The organism is Rhodopirellula baltica SH 1 (genome assembly GCF_000196115.1).
GTDB lineage: Bacteria > Planctomycetota > Planctomycetia > Pirellulales > Pirellulaceae > Rhodopirellula > Rhodopirellula baltica.
This window is the reverse complement of the sequence record NC_005027.1, coordinates 3,891,681-3,913,861: the sequence shown is the minus strand read 5'-3', so window position 1 is coordinate 3,913,861 and position 22,181 is coordinate 3,891,681. Positions and strand designations below refer to the sequence as shown.

General features: G+C 55.8%; 3 protein-coding genes. All 3 read right to left on the bottom strand.

Going from position 1 to position 22,181, the window contains the following annotated elements:
* Positions 1 to 37 precede the first annotated feature (37 nt).
* Positions 38 to 18,439, bottom strand: coding sequence for a tandem-95 repeat protein (locus RB_RS14970; protein ID WP_164922880.1), 18,402 nt, complete (start codon positions 18,437 to 18,439; stop codon positions 38 to 40).
* Positions 18,440 to 18,984: 545 nt separating this feature from the next.
* Positions 18,985 to 20,334: a DEAD/DEAH box helicase gene (locus tag RB_RS14965; RefSeq protein ID WP_164922057.1), complete on the bottom strand. Its 1,350-nt coding sequence runs from the start codon at positions 20,332 to 20,334 to the stop codon at positions 18,985 to 18,987.
* 115 nt (positions 20,335 to 20,449) lie between these two features.
* A complete protein-coding gene (locus RB_RS14960) occupies positions 20,450 to 21,622 on the bottom strand; it encodes an ABC transporter substrate-binding protein (protein WP_164922056.1) in 1,173 nt (390 codons plus the stop codon).
* Positions 21,623 to 22,181: the final 559 nt, after the last annotated feature.

The following is a 22,181-nucleotide window of genomic DNA, read 5'->3' as shown; positions in this document are numbered from 1 at the left end:
AAGGGGCCCGTTTTCGGGCCCCTCAGGTCAGCAAATTCTAGTTGCGATCAGTTTCATCTGAGAAAAGATCAACCAAGGCGGAGTCAATCGCGCCATCCAATCCGGTGCCTAAATCGGACAATGACGATTCTAAGTCGTCCGCCAGTGCGTTGGCCAACAATTCGTTGCGTTGCGATTGAGTCGATTGGATGTCGAAGCCAACCGAGAGCAAATTGTCCAACGATGCTTCTGCAGAGACAGTCGATTCACCAGCCGGGGTTCGGGAACTGGTGATGGCCGAGGATATTGGTACCGCGTTGGCCGCCGTCGCGGTTGTGGCCGCTGGAGACGCAACAGCTTGGGTGGAGCCAAATCGTCCGGCAGATGCGGAATCCATTGATCCCGAAACAATCGTTGTGTTGTCACCGAGCAATGGTTCACCGCCGGCACCGCTGACCGAACGAGAGTTCAGCTCGTTGATCACCTGCAACGCATCCAAGGCGGAAACGCGACCATCACCATTGACGTCGTAGTAATCCGGTGGTGAAGTCGGAATGCGATCGATCGTCAATTCAGCATTCGGATCATTTGGATCACGAAGGTCGTCGCGGTTGAGCAAGTTGATGATTCTGAGCGCGTCGATCGCCGTGACAAATCCATCCGCGGTCACATCAAATCGGTCCGATGGGTTCTGGTAGGCCGATTGCCCAAAGGTAATCGTCACCGTCACTGGTGGACTCAGTCGACCCGTGTTGTCTTGCACGCGATAGGTGAAGCTGTCGCCAGTTGGCAACGGATTCAGCGAGCTGGACTCAGGGTTGAACGTGTAGATGAACGTTCCGTCATCGTTTCCGCTGAGTGAAACCGTTCCGTAGGTCGGTTGAGTGACCGAGCCGGATGCGATCTGCAAAGTCGAGTTTAGATCTGGGTCGAAGTCGTTTCGCAACAGTCCCAACGCAGGGTCATTGATTTCAAGACGGCCACCCAACGATACCGCGTAGGCATCTTCCACACCGGTTGGTGCATCTTCGGCTGCCAAGACTTGCAATTCAAACTGATGAGTTGCTTGGAATTGTGCGTCACGTGCTGACAGTTCGATCGTCACCTGGCCAGATTGATTTGGCTTCGGTGTGATTCGCATCGAGTTTCCGAAGAACTCAATTGATTGAACCAACGGATGAGCAGCGATTTGGGCCGCTGTCGGATTCACGATCGTTCCCAGGCGTGTGACCGTGTAGGTCAACGTGTCACCATCTGGATCGAAGAAGACTTGCGTCAAGTCCTCAACCGCGACGGTGTCCTCGATGATCTGCAGCGGATTCAAGCTGCCTTGAACCACAGGAGCGTCTGGCGATCCGGTAACGGTGACCAAGATCGTTTGACTGGTCGTCAATCCTGAAGGATCGCGAGCGGTAATCAAAACAGGGATGCTGTCGCCGTTTTGGAACGGAACAAAATCGATGTTCAGTTCGTTGCCCGAGACCGTCGGGTTGATCACGGATGTTCCACCCGTCGCCGATACCTGATAGGTCATCGCGTCGCCGTCTGGATCACGGAACCAAGCGTTCAGGTCAAAGCTGACACCTTCGCCGGTCTGTTTGCGTTCGTCGAATCGCAGTGTCGTTTCGCCTGCAACGCCATTGATACCAACGAATTCAGGCTGGTTATTGACGCTGCCAACGTTGATCGTCACCGTCGCCGTCGAGACTCCACCTTCGGAATCCTGAACTTGATAGGTGAATCGATCCGTGCCGCTGAACTGCGAACGTGGAGTGTAGACCAGTTGTGTGCCGTCCAAGCGAACCGTACCACCGGCTTCGGTGAAGCGGTTGTTGATGACTTGGCCATTGACCATACGTTGGAACTGACCAGGCACCAGGAAGATCTGTTGACCGTCGTTCTGCTCGTCAATTGGACCAGCGGTGTCATTGTTCAAGATTCCGTTGGGGCCATCGACATCGATGGTCAGCGGAGTGTCTTCGTTGGTGCTGAAGGTGTCGTCGACCAAGCGAGGATTGTCGTTGATCGGAGTAATCACGATGCTAACACGCCCAACTGTTGCCGCGGTTGCACTGACGATCGTGTTTTGGCCCGGAGCCTCACGATCCGCCACCCGATAGATGAACGAATCAGGTGTCGCTCCGCTGTAGTCTTGCGGAGGCGTGTACTGAATCGTTCGGCCATTGTTGGTGATGGCCAACGTGCCGCCCTGCGTCGTTTGGAACGCGGTCGAGCCGGTGCCAGCGAACTGGAAGAACAACTCTTGCTCGTTTGGTTCCGAACCTGGGCCGGCAATGAAGTACGGATCGATCAGATCAGCGGCGGAGAAGACCACTGGGCCAAGCGATGTTTGATCTTCCTGGCTAACAACGTTGTCTTCCAGGATTGTTTCGGTCGTCAGCACGTCGCTTGGTTGAACACCAGGTTGCAAGGTCGGTGCATCGTTGACCGGAGTGACCGTGATGGTCGCGGTGATCGCTCGCGAGCTGACAAGTTGCCCGCCAGGGTTTCCTGGTGAGACATCCGTTGCACGCACGACGAAGGTCGCTTGCCCGGAGAAGTCCGCATCAGCGTCGAAGGTGAATGTTCCGTCCGCAGCGATGTTCACGACACCGGCGACACGAGTTGCATCGTTGACGTCGTAAATTGTCTTCGAGCCAATGTCATCAGCGAAGATCGCGACATCTTGCCCATCGGGCTCGACCACCGCACTGAGCAGACCATTGTCATTGGCAATGGTCGGCGTCAATGTGCCCGTCGCATCGATTGCTTGCAACGTTGCACCTTCAGCAACGGTGTAGTTGCGGTTCGCTGCAGCGTCATCAACAGTTGGTGGCAACCCTGGCAACAATGTCACCAAGTAGTCTTCGACTTCACCGGACAGAGCCAAGCCGCTTGGCGACAATCCGCCTTCGGTTGAAACTCGGAATCGAGCATAAGTCGCACTCACGCCCGCCGTTGGAGCTGGTGCCGTGTCAGGGAACTGAATCACGAACTGGCGAGTGATTTGGCCAGGAGTCTCTGGGTTGCTTTCGAACTGAATGTCTTGCAAGACATACTCGCCGGCGTCATCCCAGTCGCCATCGGCATTGAAGTCGATCCATGCCTGCAGCACGCTGCCCGGCGAAGCGGTGACTTCAATCGGTGTGATCACGCCTGGGTTGATGATTCCGCCAGGGTTGGTAGCACTGGAGAATTTCACGCCGTCTTCATCGTTGCCGGTGAAGTTCACGACGAACAATCCGTTCTCTTCCGAGATCGAGCGTTCCGCAGGACGAAGTGGGCTTTGATCAATGGCTCGGACAATCGCCGCGGCGATGTCTTCTTCGTTGATCAGAGCGTTGTCGACGTTGCCATTTTCATCGAGGGCATTGATGGAGATCGCAAAGTTGTCTTCGTCGAAGCGTCCGTCCACGTCGAATTCCAACGTCGCTTCCACACCGCCGACCGTCAAAGTGATGGTTTCGCCATCGAACAGGTTCAGCGAAGAGAATTGCGATGGGTTCACTGCGATGCGAACGTCACCACCAACGATCGTGTTGGAGAACAACGTTGCTGGCAATGGACCGCCCGCTGGAGTCAATGGAGACACGTCGATGGTCAAGTCGTCACCGTCAGCGGTGCGGACCGCCAAAGCGTCCACTTCCGCGTCAACGCGACTTCCCAAGACAGGATTGTTTGCACCACCAATCACGTGGCGAGCACCGTCTTGAGCCAATGTCGTTGGGTAGCGACCTGGCACGCCGGCGACAGGGTCTGGTGCATCGCCGAAGTCCAATCCGATGCCGGGCATCAAGATGGTGAACTGTGTCGAACGATCTTCGCGGTTAGGCGCCAATGGGTTGCCAGCCAAATCCTTGATGGCGGGCAAGTAGTAGTTGCTGACCGGTCCATCGATGATCGAAGCGTTCTCGACGAACAACGTCGAACCACCGCGGTTCTCGGCTTGCAACGTGGTCGTCTCGGGTTGCCCCGGTTGGTTGACGCCTTGCAAGGCTCGAAGAATGCTTCGTTTGACGTCTTCGGAGTTGTTGTCTGGCGAAATCGGAATTGCGATTGCTCCGCCGGGAACACCAACCACGTTCAGTGTGGTCGAACCCGAAATGTCAACTTGCGTGCCTGGCAAATCGTTCAGGCGAACGGTTCCAGCTTCCACGTCGGCCACCGGCATCAATTCTTGACCAGTTGCAGGATCCACTGCGAATCGCAAACCACCGCGATTGTTGCTGATCGTTGCTGCCAAGCTTTGAGCTATTTCGCCGATCGAACTGCTGGAGTTGAACGTCACAGGAATGTTGCCCGGACGAACTCCGCCACCACCATCGCTAAGTTCGAACTCAAACGAGATATCGACGTCGCCCTGACGCAGTCGCAACACTTCCCCATCGGCCACGATACCGCGGTCGACCGAGATGCCTGGGGTGCCCGGAACGAGCAAACCTGGCAATCCGTTGTTGTCGACTCGATCGCGATCGATGCGTCCCAGCGAGATTTGATTGTTCGCATTGACCGTGGCGGTCATGTCAGCAGGCGAGGCGTTGATGACCGCGGCCAAGTTCGCTGCCAACGTCGCACCGTTTTGGTTTGAGTCGTAAGGTACAAAGATCGCACCCGGCACAGCGGTGACGTTGTTCAAACCCGTTGGCAAAACGAATTGCAGCACAACATCGTTGCCCGCGTCGTCTCGCAAAATCAATGCACTGCCATTGGTGATGCTGAATCCACCAAGGGTTGGCATCGTCAGCAACAATGGTCCAAAGACCTGAACCGTGCTGCTTTCTGTCACGCCGGGTTCACCGCGAACCTCGAGTGAACTTCCTGCGGTGACCGTGATGATGGCCGGTTGAGGAATGATGTCTTGTCCGTTGACGTTGACCGTCTCGTTGGATTCGACCTGTACCTGACCAGGAGCAACCACTCGCGAGCCCGGTGCCAATCCATTGATCAGATCGGCAGAGTTGTTCAGTGCATCTCGAACCGCATCTGCCAAATCGCTGGCGGTGTCGGTCAAACGGAATGGCATGCGGAAGTGGCCAGGTGCAACACCGTCAAAGGTATCCTGTCCGTTTTCATCCTGCGTGACCAAGTCGAATTCCAGCGTGCGTCGAACTTCAAACTCGGAAGTTTCGCTCAACGACAATCCGCCATAATCGGACTGGAACGTCGCCGTCACGCCGGTTGGCAAATTCAAGAACACATATTGGTCTTGAGCGACCGGATCGGCATTCAGTCCAGCGTTGCGGAGCAGTCCGGCCAATCGGCGAGCAAACTCATCTCGCGAGACGAGAACCAAGGTTTCGTTTCCAACGTCGTCGGTAACCGTTTCAGTGATGTCCAGAGCAAAGCTGCCTGGAGTCGGAATCAGGTCGTTTTCCGAGGCGTCGATTTGAACTCGAACACGGTCGCCAGCACTTGTTTGCAGGACGAAGACATTGTTGTCCAGAGTCGCACCGAAGTCCGACACGGCCAAGCCGCCTGGGTAGGCGGTTCCTAGTTCAATCGAAGTGGAAACCGTCGCGGGACTTTCAGTCACACGAATGATGTCGCCATCACTAATCGGACGGCTGAGTCCGATGGCGGTCAGTTGTCCTGCACTGATGTTGACAAAACCAGCCGAAGGCAAGTTCAGGTAAACCGCGTCATCGACAACCGTCGGAACGAGTCCGAGTGCCGAGTTTGACAGGGTGTCCGCGATGACTTGAGCCAATTCGATGGATGTCAGCTCGTTTGGAGCGACCGTGATCACGACAGGGACGAAGGATGGATCGCTGAGTGTGCCGTCTTCGGTGAATTCGAAGGTGCGTGTCACATTGCCATTGCTGACGATGAAAGTGTCGCCGACTTGAACGCCACCAAAGGCGGTTCCGGCACGAGGTGCTTGCAATGCCAGCGTACGGGCATCCTGTTCCATTCCACCCGCCGAGGTGTCAACTGTGTATCCCGCGGGAGCACCGAGGATGACTCGATCGCCATCAACCACGACTTCGACTTCGAAGTTTGGATTGGCTGCGAGTGCCGTGTTGATCGCCGTTTCGATGTCGCGAGCGATTCGCTCACGGACTTCTTGACGACCTTCCGGTGTATCGACCTGGGAATCGGGAAGGATGATCGGAGTCGCATCGCCCAAAACGGTTCCATCGCGATCGAATTCGAACACCAAGGTGTCGTTTTCGCCATCGCCGATACGGAACGAGTCGCCATCGCTGAGGCCGCCGGCATCGATGCCGACTTCCGGAACGACCAGAGTCAACGTTTCAGGCAAGAACAGTTGATAGCCAGACTCAAATTCGAAGACGACCGTGCCTCCGTCTGAGTCAGTGATGCTGACTTGTTGCCCGTCACGCACTTCGCTTGGATCAGGAGCAACGATGACGCTGCGATCACGGTTGTTCAACGAGATGCTGTAAGCATTCCCTTCTCGCCAAACACCGGCAAGCGGTGTGAGCGTGATTAGGTTGCTTGTTTCGTCGTAGTCGAAGGTGTAGTCGATACCTTCAGTCAACAACTTCTCATTTTCAAAGACGGCGACATTGGCGCCCACGGGACGCAAGCCGTTGATCGCAGCCACGACGACGGTGTCATCGTCAATTCCGATCCCGGAGAATGGATTGGACGAGTCACCTGTGTCACGCAGTTGGATGGTGAATTTCTGTTGGTTGCCGCCGGTCAATCGCAGGAAGCTGTCGGAGCGATCGCCGTCGCGACCTTCGGCATCGTTGTCGAGCGGATCCTGCAATGTAGCGACTGGGCCGTTGAAGTCGGCCAGTTCGTTTGCACCACGGTCGATGAACAAGCTTCCGCCGACCCCAGATGGAGGAGCGGCCAGATCGTTATCCGCACGCAGCACGCCGTTTCCATCGCGGGTTGGTGCGAGGATGTTGCTGGTGCCCAGACCGACGCTTTCTTTCACACCACCAAACGCGTCACGTTCGACCACCGAGCTGGCACCACTGTCAATCGCCAGTGAGAACAACGCTGGGATGAAGTTGTCGCCATCGGCGTTGACGAACAGCACATCGTTGTTGCCCAACGTGATGTTGAAGTCATCGGTGCCGCCGTTGACGCTGCTAGGACCGGTGCGAGCATCGGTCGTCAGTCCAACACCGCCATTGTTGACGCTGTTGATGTTCTGACGGAACACAGTCGTTTGTGGTTGATCGTGTTGGAACAAGTTGTTCGTGACAACCACTTCGGATGGCTTTATGTGTTCATCTGGGTCGGTTGGGTGACTGAAACCGCGGAATTGGGTTTCTTCGACCACGATGCTTTGGTTCAAGTTCGCCAACACATTGTTGATCAAGGTCGCACTGCTACCTCCGGTCAACATCACGCCAGTTTCAGGTAGCAGTTGGTCCATCTCAACGCCTGGTTGAGGATCCATTCGCAACGGAGTTGTGCCACCTTCTGGCGGAATGATCTCGACCTTTGCCGCGTTCTTGATCAGCAGGTAAAGTTCAGTCGTCCCTAGGCCTGACGTCGTGGTGCCGGCAAATCCGAGACTGTCAACTTCGCTCGTTCGATCGTGGCCGAACCCATACTGGAAGTCGCTGCCGGTCCCGAACGGGAACGGAATTGGGAAGTCGAAACGGTCCAGTCCGGCTGCGCTTCCGGCAAGTCCGCCGAGGGCGAGTGCTTCGACCCGGGTGATCGGGCCTGCGACGGCACCAATGTCATTGTCATCAGGACCGTTGTCGAACTCGTTGTTGGGCAATGGTGGGCTGGTCAATGTTGGGTTGTCAACAACTCCGGCTCCATTGATTGCGTTTTGCAGAGCGGACATGATTTCCGGTGTGCGGAAACCATCACCTGATTGCAACGGAACGTTGACAACCGTTTCACCGTTGTCGTTTGTGCGGATGCCACCGACACCATCGGTGAACAAGAACCGCATCGAGTTGGTGGTGTTCGGAGCAACGAATCCGTCCTGACGATCAGGAATCTGTGTGATCACGATCGAGGTGCCGATCAAATCATCGCCGGTCGATCCCAAGTTGCCTGTGTTTCGGGCCAGGTTTTGGTCGTCGATGCTCAGCACGAAATCGCGAGCCGCATAAGCTTCGATCGCGATGGTGTAGTCACCGGTCGTGTCAGAGCTTTTAGCCCGGCCAGACAATGCGTTCGGGTCGTATTCGCCGTTCGATTGCAATGAAACGGCAACATAGTAGGTACCTTTGGCCGTCGCGGTGAAGTCCAGGAATGGGTCGACCGCACGAAGGTTTGGCTGGGTATCGTCGGCAGTGTCGACCGGATCGATACCTGTGTCGACAAAGGTGTCTTCCTGCGTTGGATCACTTGCCGTTTCGAGATAAGACGGAGCTGCGGCGGCATCATTGGATGCCACTTCTACGCCGTTTGAGTCGAACAATCGCAGGACCAAATCGGGGCCTTCAGGAATGTCCAAGGCAGCTGCCAACGTGTCGATGTCGACCGTCAAGCGATCGCCCGCACGAAGTTCGACTTCATAGAAGTCAACGTCTTGCTGAGCGGTCAACAATGAGTTGCCGTTGCCAATCGTTCCGTTGGTGATGTAGGCACCGTTGTGGGCTTGACCAACCTTCGTGTCACGAGCACCGCTGATGGTGTCGTCTCCATCGACACCGTCGATGATCGCGGCCTGTGAGAACTGCGACTCAGTTCCATCCTGACCGTAAATCGTGTTGTTGACGATTCGCGAGAAAGGCTGTGGAGCTTCCGCGACTGCTGCCGGACTGGCGAAGAATGGGTTCCCACCGCCCTTGGCGAACGAAGTGTCGAAATAGATGCCGGTTACACCTTCCAAGAACACCGTTGCGGTTGGGAACGAGATGTCGCTGAGGTAGCGATTCTCTTCCAATTCATCGCCGAACTGGATGGATGGCCCAATTGTTGGATGAACCAATTGAACCATGTCATTGGTCATCAAGATGCTGCCCTGGATGGCTTGGTAGATTGCCATCATCGCTTCGTGACGGGTGTGAGCGTAGTCACGGCGTGCCGCCTGAGGAATCGTTGGCGGGTTGTAGAGTTGACCCGTGTGGCGAATGTAGATTGGCACGTGGCCATCGACATATCCGTCACCACCAATCACACCGCTACCACCGCCTGGCACGACGCCACCGCCGATGTCTTCGAATTCGAAGGTGACTCGCGTGCCTGCGGCGTCGATGGTCATCGTCAAACCATCTGCGATGAAGTCGCCGAAGCCGATGTCACCGAGGAAGTCACCGCTGAAGAACGAATCGATTTGCCATGGGCGCGTTTCGCCATCCACCTTGATTGCGGAGTAGCCAGCACTGTCGATCGTGTTGTTCACGATCGTGACCGAAGGAGCCAAACCACCGATGACGGAGTTGTTCAACGTCGGCAGATTGCGAACACCACCTGGTGTCGTGTTGCCAATCGGCGGTTGTTGCAGATAAGGATTTTCTTCTCCTGCGAAGAAATCGTCATTGTTGAATCCGAAGAAGTTCCCCAGATCCAAAGCAAATTGCGAGCGAGTCTTGATGTCTTGAGGGTCGACACCACGATCGCCAGGCTCGCTCCAAATACCGATGGCATGCACATCGCTAATTTTGTTCGAGTCGATGAAGACTTGGTCTTGTCGACGCTGAACGTTTTGATCGCCAATGAACTCGGTGTAAATCGCTGGCAAGCGGAATGGCGTTCCTGTCGGTACGATTGGATCGGCCGCGTCTGGTACATCGGCAACACTGTCGACCTTGTAGAAGTCACCAACCACAGCCGCGGACAAATTGATCCGGATGTCGTTGTTTCCACCGGTAGTGTCACCTGATGAATCCGTTGCTTGGATTGGAATTAGTGCCTGAACGGCTGGAAGGTTGAACGCCGTTCGGATCCGTTCAGCCACTTCGATTTGGGTGGTCACGCCAACAAGATTGATTGGAATGTTACCAGCCAGAACCGAACCGGAACTGTTGAATTCAAACGTCACGCTGCGGACGTTGTCCGACATCGTGAAGGTGTCCCCGTCGCTCAATTGCGATGGGTGAGGTGCAACGATCGTCATCGTCCGGGCCAATCGCTCGTTTGTGTCGAACGTGGCTGTCGGAGTCTGAGTTGTTGCCGAAGTCGTTGTTGTGTATTCCTGACCAGGACGGATTTCGAGTTGGTATTCGCCAAGGACAGACTGTGATTGTCCGGTGAATCCAGTGCGGCCTGATGCAGCACCCACAACCAACTCGCCACGCTCCGCGAAGCCAACGATGAAGTTATCGAGGTACAGACCTTCTCCGCCAAAGACTGGGCCGGTTCCGGCAGCCAGGTCGGTGTCGTATTCGAAGCGGATGATCACGTTGGAGTCACCCGCGAATTGTCCGAGGTCCAATCGAGCCTGATACCAGTTTTCCAAAGCGTCTTGTTGCAGAAGCGACCCATTGGTGCCAGCGATGCCCGCAGCATTACCAGCCAAAACGGTCTCGCCCTGTTGGTCACTTCGAGCGATGACGCGAACTTCGTCATCCCCGATGTCGCTCAGCAGATAGTCGAAGTACAGGTAAGGTTGGTCGGCGTCGCTGTAACCCGACAGGTCAAACGCCACACTGTCCAGATCGCCCCGGATCTCAGAGCGATCGAAATACAACGATTGATTGTTCGGATCGCCACCACTGGTGACATGGTCCTCAACCGAAACGTTGAGTTCATAGGTGCCCTGTTGTGGGCGATCGGCAACGTCCAGCGAGAACACTTGGTTCGCTGGGTCGTAGGCGGTTGCTTCTGGCGAGACCGCCACGTAGTAAACGCCCGCTTGCAAGAACGTTTCGATGTAAGGGTCTTCGCTGAACAGACTCAATGGATCGCTTGTGCTTCCCAAGGCACCATAGCTGGTTGGCGCAAATGAGTTTGTCGCGACGACGGTACCGAAGGCATCCAGCAACTGCAGTTTCAAATCGACGCTGTCACTTTCGAAATCTTCGATGTCCGGATCGATGTCGATGCCACCGAAGCCTGGGTTGGCGTCATAGGCAAATGGAATGAAGCCATTGTCAATGTCCAAGATGACACGCGAGCCATCGACCGGGACAACGAACTGGAACACATCAACCACTTCGTTGATCGTGGTTCCGAGCACCTTGGTGTGCGGGATCTGCTGCGAGGTGTTTGTTCCGAAGAAGTTCCCAACGTTGGGGTCGTCGTTCAGGCTCCAGCCGAGGTTGGCTTCTAGGTTGTCGGCTGTCAGCAGCGAGTTGTTGGATTCTGACTCGAACTGAAGACTGTCGGGGAACAAATCCACGTTTCGCGAACCATTGAAGGTTTGCTTGGAGTTGTGTCCAACGTCACGTGCGCGGTTGAGCGTCGTTGCCCAACCGAATGGCAACACACTCGTGTCGATGAAGAATGGTTCGACTGGTGCATCCGCTGTCGTTTGAATGCTGTTGGCGATTTGGTCGTCAACGATTCGCAAGATGGAATCAATTGGTTCCAAACGGACCAATGGATCGGACAAAACATCCGGTGTCGTTCCTTCGCCCGTGACGGCCACGTAATACGTTCCGTCTCCACCTGGCATCGCGAGAGGACCGATGTAAGCGTCCCCGTTGTCAATGCTTCCTCGCTGCAACAAATCAATTGGCGAGTCACCCTGGATGGATTGATCTTCCAGGATGTTGCTGTCGTTACCAATCGCAACCAATCGTGGTTGAGCATCGCCGGTTTCGCCATCTGGATCATAGAAGATCGACAGCATGGTGTCGGGACGATTGAAGCCATCGGCATAGTCGATGTCGAAGATCAATGTGTCGCGGCTGACCGCACCTTGTGATCCGAGCACATCGATTTGGTAGTGGTCGATGTCTGCAACGCTATCCAATGAGCCGCCAACGCTGAGCACACCGTTGCGACTTGCCAAGGTATTGCCGAGGTACTGAGCCCGTTGGCCTGGTGAATCCAGGTCTGATACAGCGATGTCGTTGCTGGACGTGTTGCCAAACTGTTCGTTCTCTTGTGCCTCGCCCAAGAGTGGCGAGTTCGCCATGGCACCGCGGACGTGAATACCGTTGTTCGCGTATCGGATGTCTGCGTAGCGAACCATGCTGCCGCTGAACTCTTGCTCTTCTCGCAAGCGAACTTGGAAGCGATAGCCGCCACGAGTCAGACCGCCCTCGGCATCGTCCGGATTGACCGCTGCACTGCGGACTCGGATGAAGTAATTCGACGAATTGCCAATTGGCCCTGGCAGCGTGATACGCAAGCCGGCGTCACGTGGGTTGACAGTGTCGTAGTCCATGAATCCGTCGAAATTCGAATTCGCTCGAAGCGATCCGGCCAAGCCTTCTGCACTCGGGTCGAGAATGTCGACTTCCGCGTCGCCATTGACTTCGTCGAAGGAGTTGTCGCTGCGAGCGATGACGTTTCCATCGGGGTCAAGGATTTCCAACACGGTGTCCAGCGTGAACGATGTGTGGTCGAGGTCGACCCAAATCTGAGTTCCCGCTTCACCCGTGAATGCATAGGTGTCGACGTCGTTGCTTTGTGAAAGAAATCCTTCCACTTCGAAACCCAAACGATTCTGTTCGTCGCTGAACAATTCGTTTGGAGCAAGGGTTCCCAAAGCTTGTGCCGTGACAACCGAGCCGTTCAGGCCTGGGCTGATCTCCGACTTCAGTTCGCGTTCGAGAATGAATTCGATGTTGGTGAAATTCGAATTCTCGTCGAAAAGAATGCTTCGCCAATCGTTCGTGTCAGGACGGCTCGCGAAGGAATCGCCGTTGGTGTCCAAGAACGCCGTGCCATCAGGCATCAGGCCTGCACCGACGGTGTCGTCAGCAAGGCTGGTTAGGACAACGGGCGATCCAGGCATGCCGATGATTTGCACCGTACCGCCAATACGATCGTCGATGTCACCGATGGTTCCCGTCGCGGTCAATCCAGTTCCACTCGTTGGACTGAATGCTGTGCCGCTTCCGGAAAGTTTGACGACCAAACTTTCCTCGGCGCGACTGAACAGACGCAGTCCGCCACTGGAGTGAAGGTTGCCGACGACAATGCTGTCGAACACCATGTGAACGATATCGGTATCGTCCCAGATGCTTTCGGTCGTGAGTTGGCCACCACGGATTTCCAAGCCGCTCAGCTGCCGTTCACCCGCCGCCGCATTGGCAACCACTTCGTAGCGGTTTTCTCGAATCAATGGACCATAGTTGTCGTCCAGTTCGGAGAAGTTGTCGACCGAACCGGTTTGGCGACCAAGGTCGATGATGCGTTCGGCTGTCATCGAGTTGCTATCGATGTCGATGATGCTGCCGCGGTTGTCGACGAAATCGTTGCCGACAATGATCGGCTGGCTACCACGAACATGGATCGTCGACGGCGTGACGCCAGGACGGCCGAATCGTCCGACATCGCCCGCACCATCTTGTCCGTCGTCGTTGAACTCAAATCGCGAATTCACAACGCGTGCTGAAGCTTGTTGCAGTTGCAACGGAACGAAGCCGCGGCTTTCACCACCGGGAATCAAGCTCACGCCACCGGCATAAGCGATGGTCGCCGAATCGAGACTGACATGCGAGTTGGGGCCGGCGTAGATGCCTGACCAATCGCCGCGATCGGGATCGAATACCGTGCCAGTTGCCGCGTCGTTGCTGGTGTCAAACGTTCCACCAGCACCAAAACGATCGTCTAGCAAACTGGTGAAGATGACCGGACGTTGCGCAGTGCCTTCGGCCAACAACTGAGTGCCGTGGCCCAGCTCAATGCGAGCTCCGTTCAGCTTCACGATCAGACCGGGGTCGATCGTCAACGAAGCGTCCAAGCGACCGCGAACGCCATCCAAATCTGGGTCGAGCAATGTGCTGTTGGCAGCCGTTTGTTCGCCATTGTCAACGAAAGTTTGACGTGTCGCGTCCAGTTGAGCGACGAAGACGTAGTCGGTCGTGCCGGGGATGCTGCGGTACAGACGACGCGCGACGAAGTTGCTGACTCCGCCGATTGCGGGCAAGTTGCGAAGTTCGATGGACGAACCACTCAACGTTGACGGCACAGTGAAATCGCCACTTGGATCACTCGCGGCGGACTCGAAACCAAAGACGTCGACGAACGTCATTTTGTAATTGAACGTGCCTTGTTGCAGGCTTCCGCCCAAGTTCACGTTGCCAGCGGAGCTGGTCAAGTCAGGACGAATTCCGTCTTGAATGCTGCCGCCGGGAGTGCCGACGATCGACAGGTTTTCAGCCAAGTAGTGAACGACATCGATATCGTCAAATCGACCAGCAACGGTCAATTCACGAGGCGGTTGGTTCGCGGTGGTTTGGACACGAATGAACAAACCGTTGATGCTGTTGTCGACCAATTGGTTCGAATAGATGTCCGGGCCAACGCGGTCATAATCCGCAATGAACCGTCCAGCGACTTGGAACTTGGGCCCTTGGAACGTGGTTTCTTCAAAGGTGTCCGGCGAGGCACTGATCGCAGCATCCGCACTGCGGGTGATGTCGTTGAACGAGATCGTCGGACGTCGACCGATCATGGTGATCGGATTGACCAATTGCTGAACCGAATCGATCAACAAGTTGCTGCCGCCACCAAAGCGGATTTCTGCGTGATTGACACGATCGACGAAGATGCCTTCGTCTTCTAGCGAACTTCGCCCTTGAACCGCATCAAAGTCACTGCGGAAGACAATTCCACCCCAGTCGCCAGGACCCGCAGCCGGAGCAATGCCAGCCGCAGCGACATCCACACCACGGTCTCGCATGCTGGTCAGAATCACGCTGCCGTTGTCGTAAGCGGAGGTCGCGTCGGAGACATGCGTCAACAGCGTTGTCGTAGGATCGAATTCCGGATCGTTGACGTCGTTGTCGGTCGACAATTCAACCAATCGAGGTGTGCCCAAGACTTGCAGCAATGATCCGCTGCGATCGATTTGCAGACTGCTACTGCCGACGCCAATTCGTGCGCTGCGGAATTTCAACGCGGCACCCGCGTCGATGACCGTTGTCACGCCTTGCGGTATTTCCATGTTGCGTCCGTCTTCCAGCACTCGGCCACCAGTTTCGGTGATGCCGAATTGATAACTGAAGTTATCCGCTTCAGTTTCGATGTCTCCATCGATGCCGCCGTTGCCGACAATGCGAACTTGGTCACCAAATCGAGCAACCGAGAACGCGCTGAGCACGTCGTTGCTGGCGATATTGTTGATTGGCGAATCAATGCTGCCGTCGGCCTGAGCGGCACCCATCTTGTCGACGAAAATCGTACGACCATGAATGTTCATACCACGGAAGTTGGTCGAGGTTTCGACGGAACGTTCGCCCGACAGTTGGACCAATTCACCCGATCCAATCACCTCGGCTGATACGCCGGTGACACCGGTCAACAGATTGATGGAGGTCGCCAGTTCGTTGGCCAAGCCCGCTGCGGGCGAACCCGCGCCGACGGTGGCGTTGTACTGAACCACGACGCTGCCTGGTACGGTCGCGTTTTGTCCGATCGGCACGAATTCATAAACGCGACGAGCCCCTGATCCACTGATGACCTCGATCGTTTGGTGAGGTGTGATCGAGTTGCCGGTCAGTTCGAATTCGAGAATGCGCTCTTCCGGGCGAGTTTGGAACCAGAATTGGTACAAACCGCCAGCGGCCCCGTCTCCGTCGCCATCGATTGGTGTTCCAGGAACTCCAATTCGATCGCCGGCGTTGTTGCCTTCGAGGTCCATGTCGCGAAGCACGTTGACTTCGTCGACATTGGGGTCGAACTTGACGAGAAGTTCGTATTCACCTTGTGTACGACCACCGAAACCACTTTCAGGAATCAATGGGTTGTATTCATCGTTGCCGCTGGCGGCGACACCGATGTAGTAGGTTCCTGCTCCCAAGGATGCGGTGAGGAACGAGTCTTCACTGAAGTAGTCGTCGTTGCGGCTGAGCTGTTCCAAGCCACCGCCGCTAAGACTGATCGTTGAGAAGTCCAGGACTTCGTTTGGTCGTGAGATGTCAGTCGTTCCGCTGCCTTCGACCAAGCGAGCTTGAACCAGCGACGAAGCGAACGGGTCGTCATTGATCGCATTGATCAATGCAGACACCGGAACGGCACCCACACTGCTGCGACGTGGGACGTCCAGCAGGATCACGTTGTCGAGCAGTTGTCCATCGTCACCCGTTTGACGCAGCACACGCACTGCGTTGTCGTTAGCGGCTCGGTCGCTTTGAACAAATTCGATTCGAGTCTGATTGCCTTCTGCACCTGCCGCAACGGCCAAGAACTCAACCGACAGTGAAGGTCCCAGATCGAAGTCCGAGGTCGCGGAGGCGGGGACCTCTTGGAACAACGTCAACGTCGTGTCGAGCAGGCTGGATTGAGCCAAACGTTCCGCGAACGTTTCAACGGTCAACGTTCCCAATCGATCGGCATCGTTGAGGTTGACCTCAAACCGATACATGTCGATATCGACACTATCGGGGCGATACAGATACTGACCATGCAGCACGTCCGCATTGCCCGGGAAGACAGGTTCCAGGTTCTTCAGAGCTGCTTCGGTGTCCGGATTGATCGTGTCGTTCAAGAACGCGAACGAACCGCTGAGCAGTGTTTCCGGTGGCAATTCGGGAGCGAATTCCAATCCGAGCAACAGACCCACGCCGGCGGCCGCTTTTCGAGTGAAGTCTTCGCCGTAAGCGGTGCCGAATGTGACTTGGTTGCTGAAGACGATCGCGGGATCGGCAAACGTTTCATCGACGCGAACATTCGCATTGATCACGTTGAAGCTGACCGAGTTCGCCAACCGAGCGTTATCGCCAACGGCGAACGTGATGCCTTCCGAAACCGTTTCGCGGAATTGCACACCGATCTTTGCTGACCACAGGTCAAGCACTTCACGGACTCGCTGTCGTTGGCGATCGGTGATTTGGTTGCTGAACGTTGTGCCGCCAGTCGATGCGACGCTGGACTCGAAGTTGTAGGCAATCTCGGTGATGCCATCGACGGAGTCAGCTCCAAACAACGGGTTGAGGTGACCTTGGAAAGCGGTGTCGACCTCGCGATGCCCTGGATCGTCATTCCCACCGGGAAGATCCAGATCAAACGGCATCGGGGAAATGGATTCGCGAATCAGGACACTCGACAACTCTCCCGTAGAACCAAGTTCGCCGAGGTTGTATGCGGTCGTGAGCGTGCCGCCCAAACCGACCAGGTTGAAATCGCTCTTGTTGGTCAAGCTCAACGGCAATGCGAGCGAACCGAAACTGTTTGGGTCCACTTCGACCAAGCCAGCGACGGATGGCGTGCTTGCCACTGCGACTCGCAAATCGTTGACCGTCGGTGTGGATCCACCGAAGTCGACCACGACGCGGCCATTGGCATCCAAGCTGACTGCCAATCCACCCGCGGCGGAATTGACAAACGTCACAGCTCGTTCGGGTTGGTCTTCGCCGAGCAGCAACGATCGAATCAAAAATTCGCTGCCGCTGTTGTCCAGAGCAACGTTGGTGAACGGGCGAGGAATGACTTCAGCAGGTTGCAATTGCAATTCCGCTGAACTGCTGATGGCATTGCCAATACGCAGTCGGAAGGTACCACCACCAACGGGAACGGCGAATGAGTCTTTGAAGGCGGCCAAGTTGGCTTCGGCTTCGGCCACCGAAGGCGTTCCGGCAACCAATGCGGCCTCGAGCTGTGCCAGTTGCGATGCGTCCTGAGCTGTCAGAACAGCTTGCTCGAACTCCAGGTCGTTGATGTCGTCCGTGTCGAAGAACAAACGAGCCGTGAAGGTTTCTTGGTCGTAAACAACCTTGGCGGGTTGATAGACAACATCGTCGGTCGTGCGAACCGTGTCTTGGGTTAGCAACAGCTGGTAGAAACGAGGGTTTTCGGCCGATCGCGTGGTTGGGTTGCCGTTTGCGTCGTTTTCGACGAACAACGGATCTTCGTTGAAGTAAACAACGATTTCGTTTCGGTTCTGCGTCAGGCTGCCATCAGCATTGCGAACAACCGGCTGTGGCACGACCGACTCGATCAGTGCACCCAAGTCCAAATCAAAGTCGATTGTTTGGACTCGCTCTCCAGCTTCGTTTGGAACGAACAGCTCTCCGTTCAAGTTACGGATGCCGACGATGTCTTCATCGGGATTGTCGTAACCAAACAGTTTGATTTGGTAGTCATCGTCCGGCAGGTTTTCGGCAAAGCGAACGATGATCTCGTTTTGGTTGGGATCGCCCAACGTGATCGAACCCGGTTCGATCACGATCTTTTCGTTGAAGTCGCCATCGCCACCGGCGCGACTGATCTCAACACCGCCCAGCGTTGTTGGATCGATCTGTTGGTTCTCGTCGAAACGGAACGTCAACACACGAGGAGCGGTTTGGCGGACCGCACCATCGTCGATCAAGTCGCCCTCGTTGGGTTGCACCCCAATGAGTTGCGGCCCAGCCAGCAATTGCCGAGCTTCGAGCGTCTCGACCAAGTGACGCCGACGCTGTTGGCGACTTTCGCCTCCGCGTTTGGACGTCTTGGACCGACGGCGAGCTGGCACCGATGGCGCACGATCGCGGGAGGAGGCATTTTCCGTGGACGGAGACACTGTGTTTCGCTGACGCGAGGTCATAGACCGAACCTTCTAGGCAGACCAGAGATTGAGTCTTCGTTGGCTTCCGAAACAGCCAATTTCCAACCCAATCCGCCGAACTTGTTGTGAATCTCGGAGCTTCAACGGGCCGCGGAATTGCGGCCAATCAAAGATCAGTCGTGGATGACAAGGCTGATCTCACGGCGTTGCTGGGGATCGCACCGACATCAATGTCGGGCAATTGGGGCGTAGCTCGCGCGATCAGTCCGACGAGTATAGTTGGGGTAAATAACGTCGCAAATTTTTGCGTCATCGCTACTTACCGCAGCGTTCACTCGTTGGACAAATGTGCCAATTGCACCGGTTCTGATGACGAAATCGACCCGAGAATTTCACCCACAAGAGGGGGCGGGAACGGTGGGTCAGAGGTCTCGCAACTCACAGCCGTCACAATCGACACATTCTTGCGTCAAGTTGGACGTTGGGTCTGCGAAAAAGTTCCCTGAACGAAATCAACGCCGGCGAGGGCGTTTTCGTGTCATAGGATTGAGGGTGCGCCGCAGCTCTTTCTCGGGCTCGGGCGCCGCCGCGGCAACCGCTGCAGCCTTCTCGGCGGGCGATTCAAAACCGTCCATTTTGTCCCGAATCAGCAATTTGTTGATCCGTTGTTCAATGCTCGTCAGGATGTCGCCTTCACCGGGGACGACGAAGGTGTACGCGACACCGTCTCGACCCATTCGGCCGGTTCGGCCAACGCGGTGAACGTAATCGTCGCAATCTTGCGGGACATCAAAGTTGACGATGTGTGAGATCGTACTGATGTCAATTCCGCGTCCCACGACGTCCGTTGCAACGAGGAATTTCAGGTTGCCGTCACGGAGTTTTTGAAGGACTCGGTCGCGTTCGCGTTGCTGCAAATCACCATGAATCGCACCGCATGCGCTCCCGTATTCGTGAGAGAGCTTCCGGTGCAGGCGATCCGTTCCGCGTTTGGTTCGGCAGAAGATGATCGCTTGTTCAGGTTTTTCGCGTTTCAGAAGCGATTCCAGCAATCTGACTTTGTCGTCTTGCGCGATGGTGAAATACCGTTGCTCGATCGTGTCGACCGCCATTTCGTCACGGCAGCAGTCAATCACGACTGGTTCGTGCATGTAGCTTTCGGCCAAGCGGCGAACGACGGGAGGAAGCGTTGCCGACAGCAGCAATGTTTGTCGGTTCCGCGGGCACTTTCGCATGATCCGTTCGATTTGCGGCCGGAATCCGATGTCCAGCATTCGGTCGGCTTCGTCCAGAACCACGCACCACACGTTGTTGGTTCGCAATGTTCCTCGTTGCAGGTGATCGTGCACGCGTCCGGGGGTGCCGACAACGAGCTGGGTGCCATTTTCCAATTGGCGAAGCTGGCGGTTCATGTTTTTGCCGCCCGACAGCACTGCGATTTCCGTCGGAACCCCGCGGGCGAGCCTTTCGGCTTCGGCGGCGACTTGGTCAGCCAATTCGCGAGTTGGGACGATCACGATCGCTTGCGGGTCGCGACAATCTTCCAGGGAATCGAGCTGCTCGAGGATCGGGATGCTGAACGCGGCAGTTTTGCCGGTTCCTGTCCGTGCCTGGCCGATCACGTCTTTGCCATTCAAAGCGTGTGGGATCAATGCGGCTTGAATCGGCGACGGGGTTGTGAAGCCCGCGTCTTTGACCGCTCGACGCATGATCGGCGACAAATCCAATTCGTCAAAGGAATCCATTTCTGGCGGTGTTTCCACCGGGCCAACGGATTCTAGCAGAGCAATTGTGTCGACCGGTTCTTCGAAGCGAGCTGGTCGTGATCCGCGTCCTGTACGCGGTGGGCGTTGATTTCTCATTCTGTTCATGCCCGGAAGTCTATCCTCAACTCGTCATTTGCAACACTGATCAGATGCGGCGGGAACGCAATTTTTGTTGGGTTACGACTTGCAGACGCATCTGTATCGGTTGGATTCACTCTCCCGAGACCGCCGGGCGGAGGAGTCGAGCGATGTTTTCGTCGTCTTGGTTCTTTGCCGTCGCGACAAAAACTCCCGTGTCAATGAACTGTTCCGGCGTCTCGCCACGCAGATGAGCGGCCATCGTTTTGACCGCTTGGTAGCCCATCGCGACAGGATCCTGCAGCACGATCGCATTCACTTCGCCGGCCGACAGTGATTCTCTTAGCGAGTCGCTGCTGTCGAACGTGACCAGTTTGACCTTGCCGGCTAGTTTCCTTTCACGGAGAGCCCGCAGAGCTCCTTCGGCAGTTGGTTCACAGACGGTGCAGATTCCATCGGCTTCGTCGCCAAACCGGTTTAGCAAAGCCTGGGCCTTGTCGATGGCGGATTCCGTGGTGGTGCCTGCGTACTGGTCACTGCTTAGAACCCGGATGTTCGAGTACTCGGCGATCGAATACAGGAAGCCTTCTTCGCGTTGATGGGTGCTTTCGCTGCCTTGTTCATACCTGAGCAAGATCACGTCGCCACCCTTTTCCCCCAAGGCGTTTGCCATTGCCTCGCCAGCCAACTTGCCGCCCTCGAAGTTGTCGGTTGCGACGTAAGAAACGAAATCGCCTGGGTCGGTGTTCAGTCCGCTGTCAAAAATCACAACGGGCACACCCGCTCGGCTCGCTTCTTTCACCGGGCGAACCAATGCGTCCGCGTCCAAGGGAGCGAGCAAGATCCCATCAACGCGAGCATTCAAGAATCCTTGGACGACATTGATTTGCTCATCGCGGTCGTTCTCTTTCGATGGTCCACGAAAAGTGATCTTCGCACCAATCTCTTCGCCGGCTTGTTCGGCACCATGTTTGACGGACTGCCAAAAGATATGAGTGGTGCCTTTCGGGATGACTGCGAAGTGCAGTTCCTTCTCACCAGTGTTAGCTGAGGTGTCCGCCGGAGGCTGGCAACCAGCGCAAACCAGCAACGTGGCGACCGATACCAAACAGAATGAACGGCGAGAGAGGTTTGCTAGCAATTGACCACGCGAAGCTCCTGAGCTTGTGGTGCCAATCACGCCCTGTTGGTTCGATGGCGTTTGAGCGTGATGGGCAACGTCAGCGGAGGATGGTGTCGCAAATAAGGGATCACCCGTAGAAAGCTGTGAATTTTTCTGCGCTTTGGGATGTGATGGGAACTGCATGGAAGGAGTTGGCTTTGGCGGGAGTGAAAAGAAAATCGATAAAGTTTTCACGCTGATTCTAAACGATTCTCGGGACCAAAATGGATGGAAGTCAAAGGACCGTCGAGAACCTGAAAGAGTTTTTACGAACTCGGCTTGACCCATGAAAGCGGCGCCCGCTAAGTTGCCCCCATCGTCGCAAACGGACCTCCAACCCGGTCCGATTGCGACGTGCGAAGTTTCGAAATCGCATCTCGCATCGGTCGTCTTTTGGTTTTTGATTGAAGGATTGGCTGCGAGATTCTCAAGACGTTTTTGATGGTCACGGATCGACCTGGAAACGCCTGTTAGGATTTTGAAATGACGGACGTTCGGTTGGTGATCACAAGGATGTGCTCACTCGATCGAACAAACCGACCACCGGCTCCCGGAACAGAAGCGCGTTGTCCTCCGCCCCCCTAGGACCTCGTACTTTCCGGGAGCTTTTTTTATGCGCCAACCGAACGCTCGACGAGAAGCTGTTTGGTTCGAACATCAACGCATCGTCGGTTCGTTAACGGGCACTAAGGCAACCGGTCGC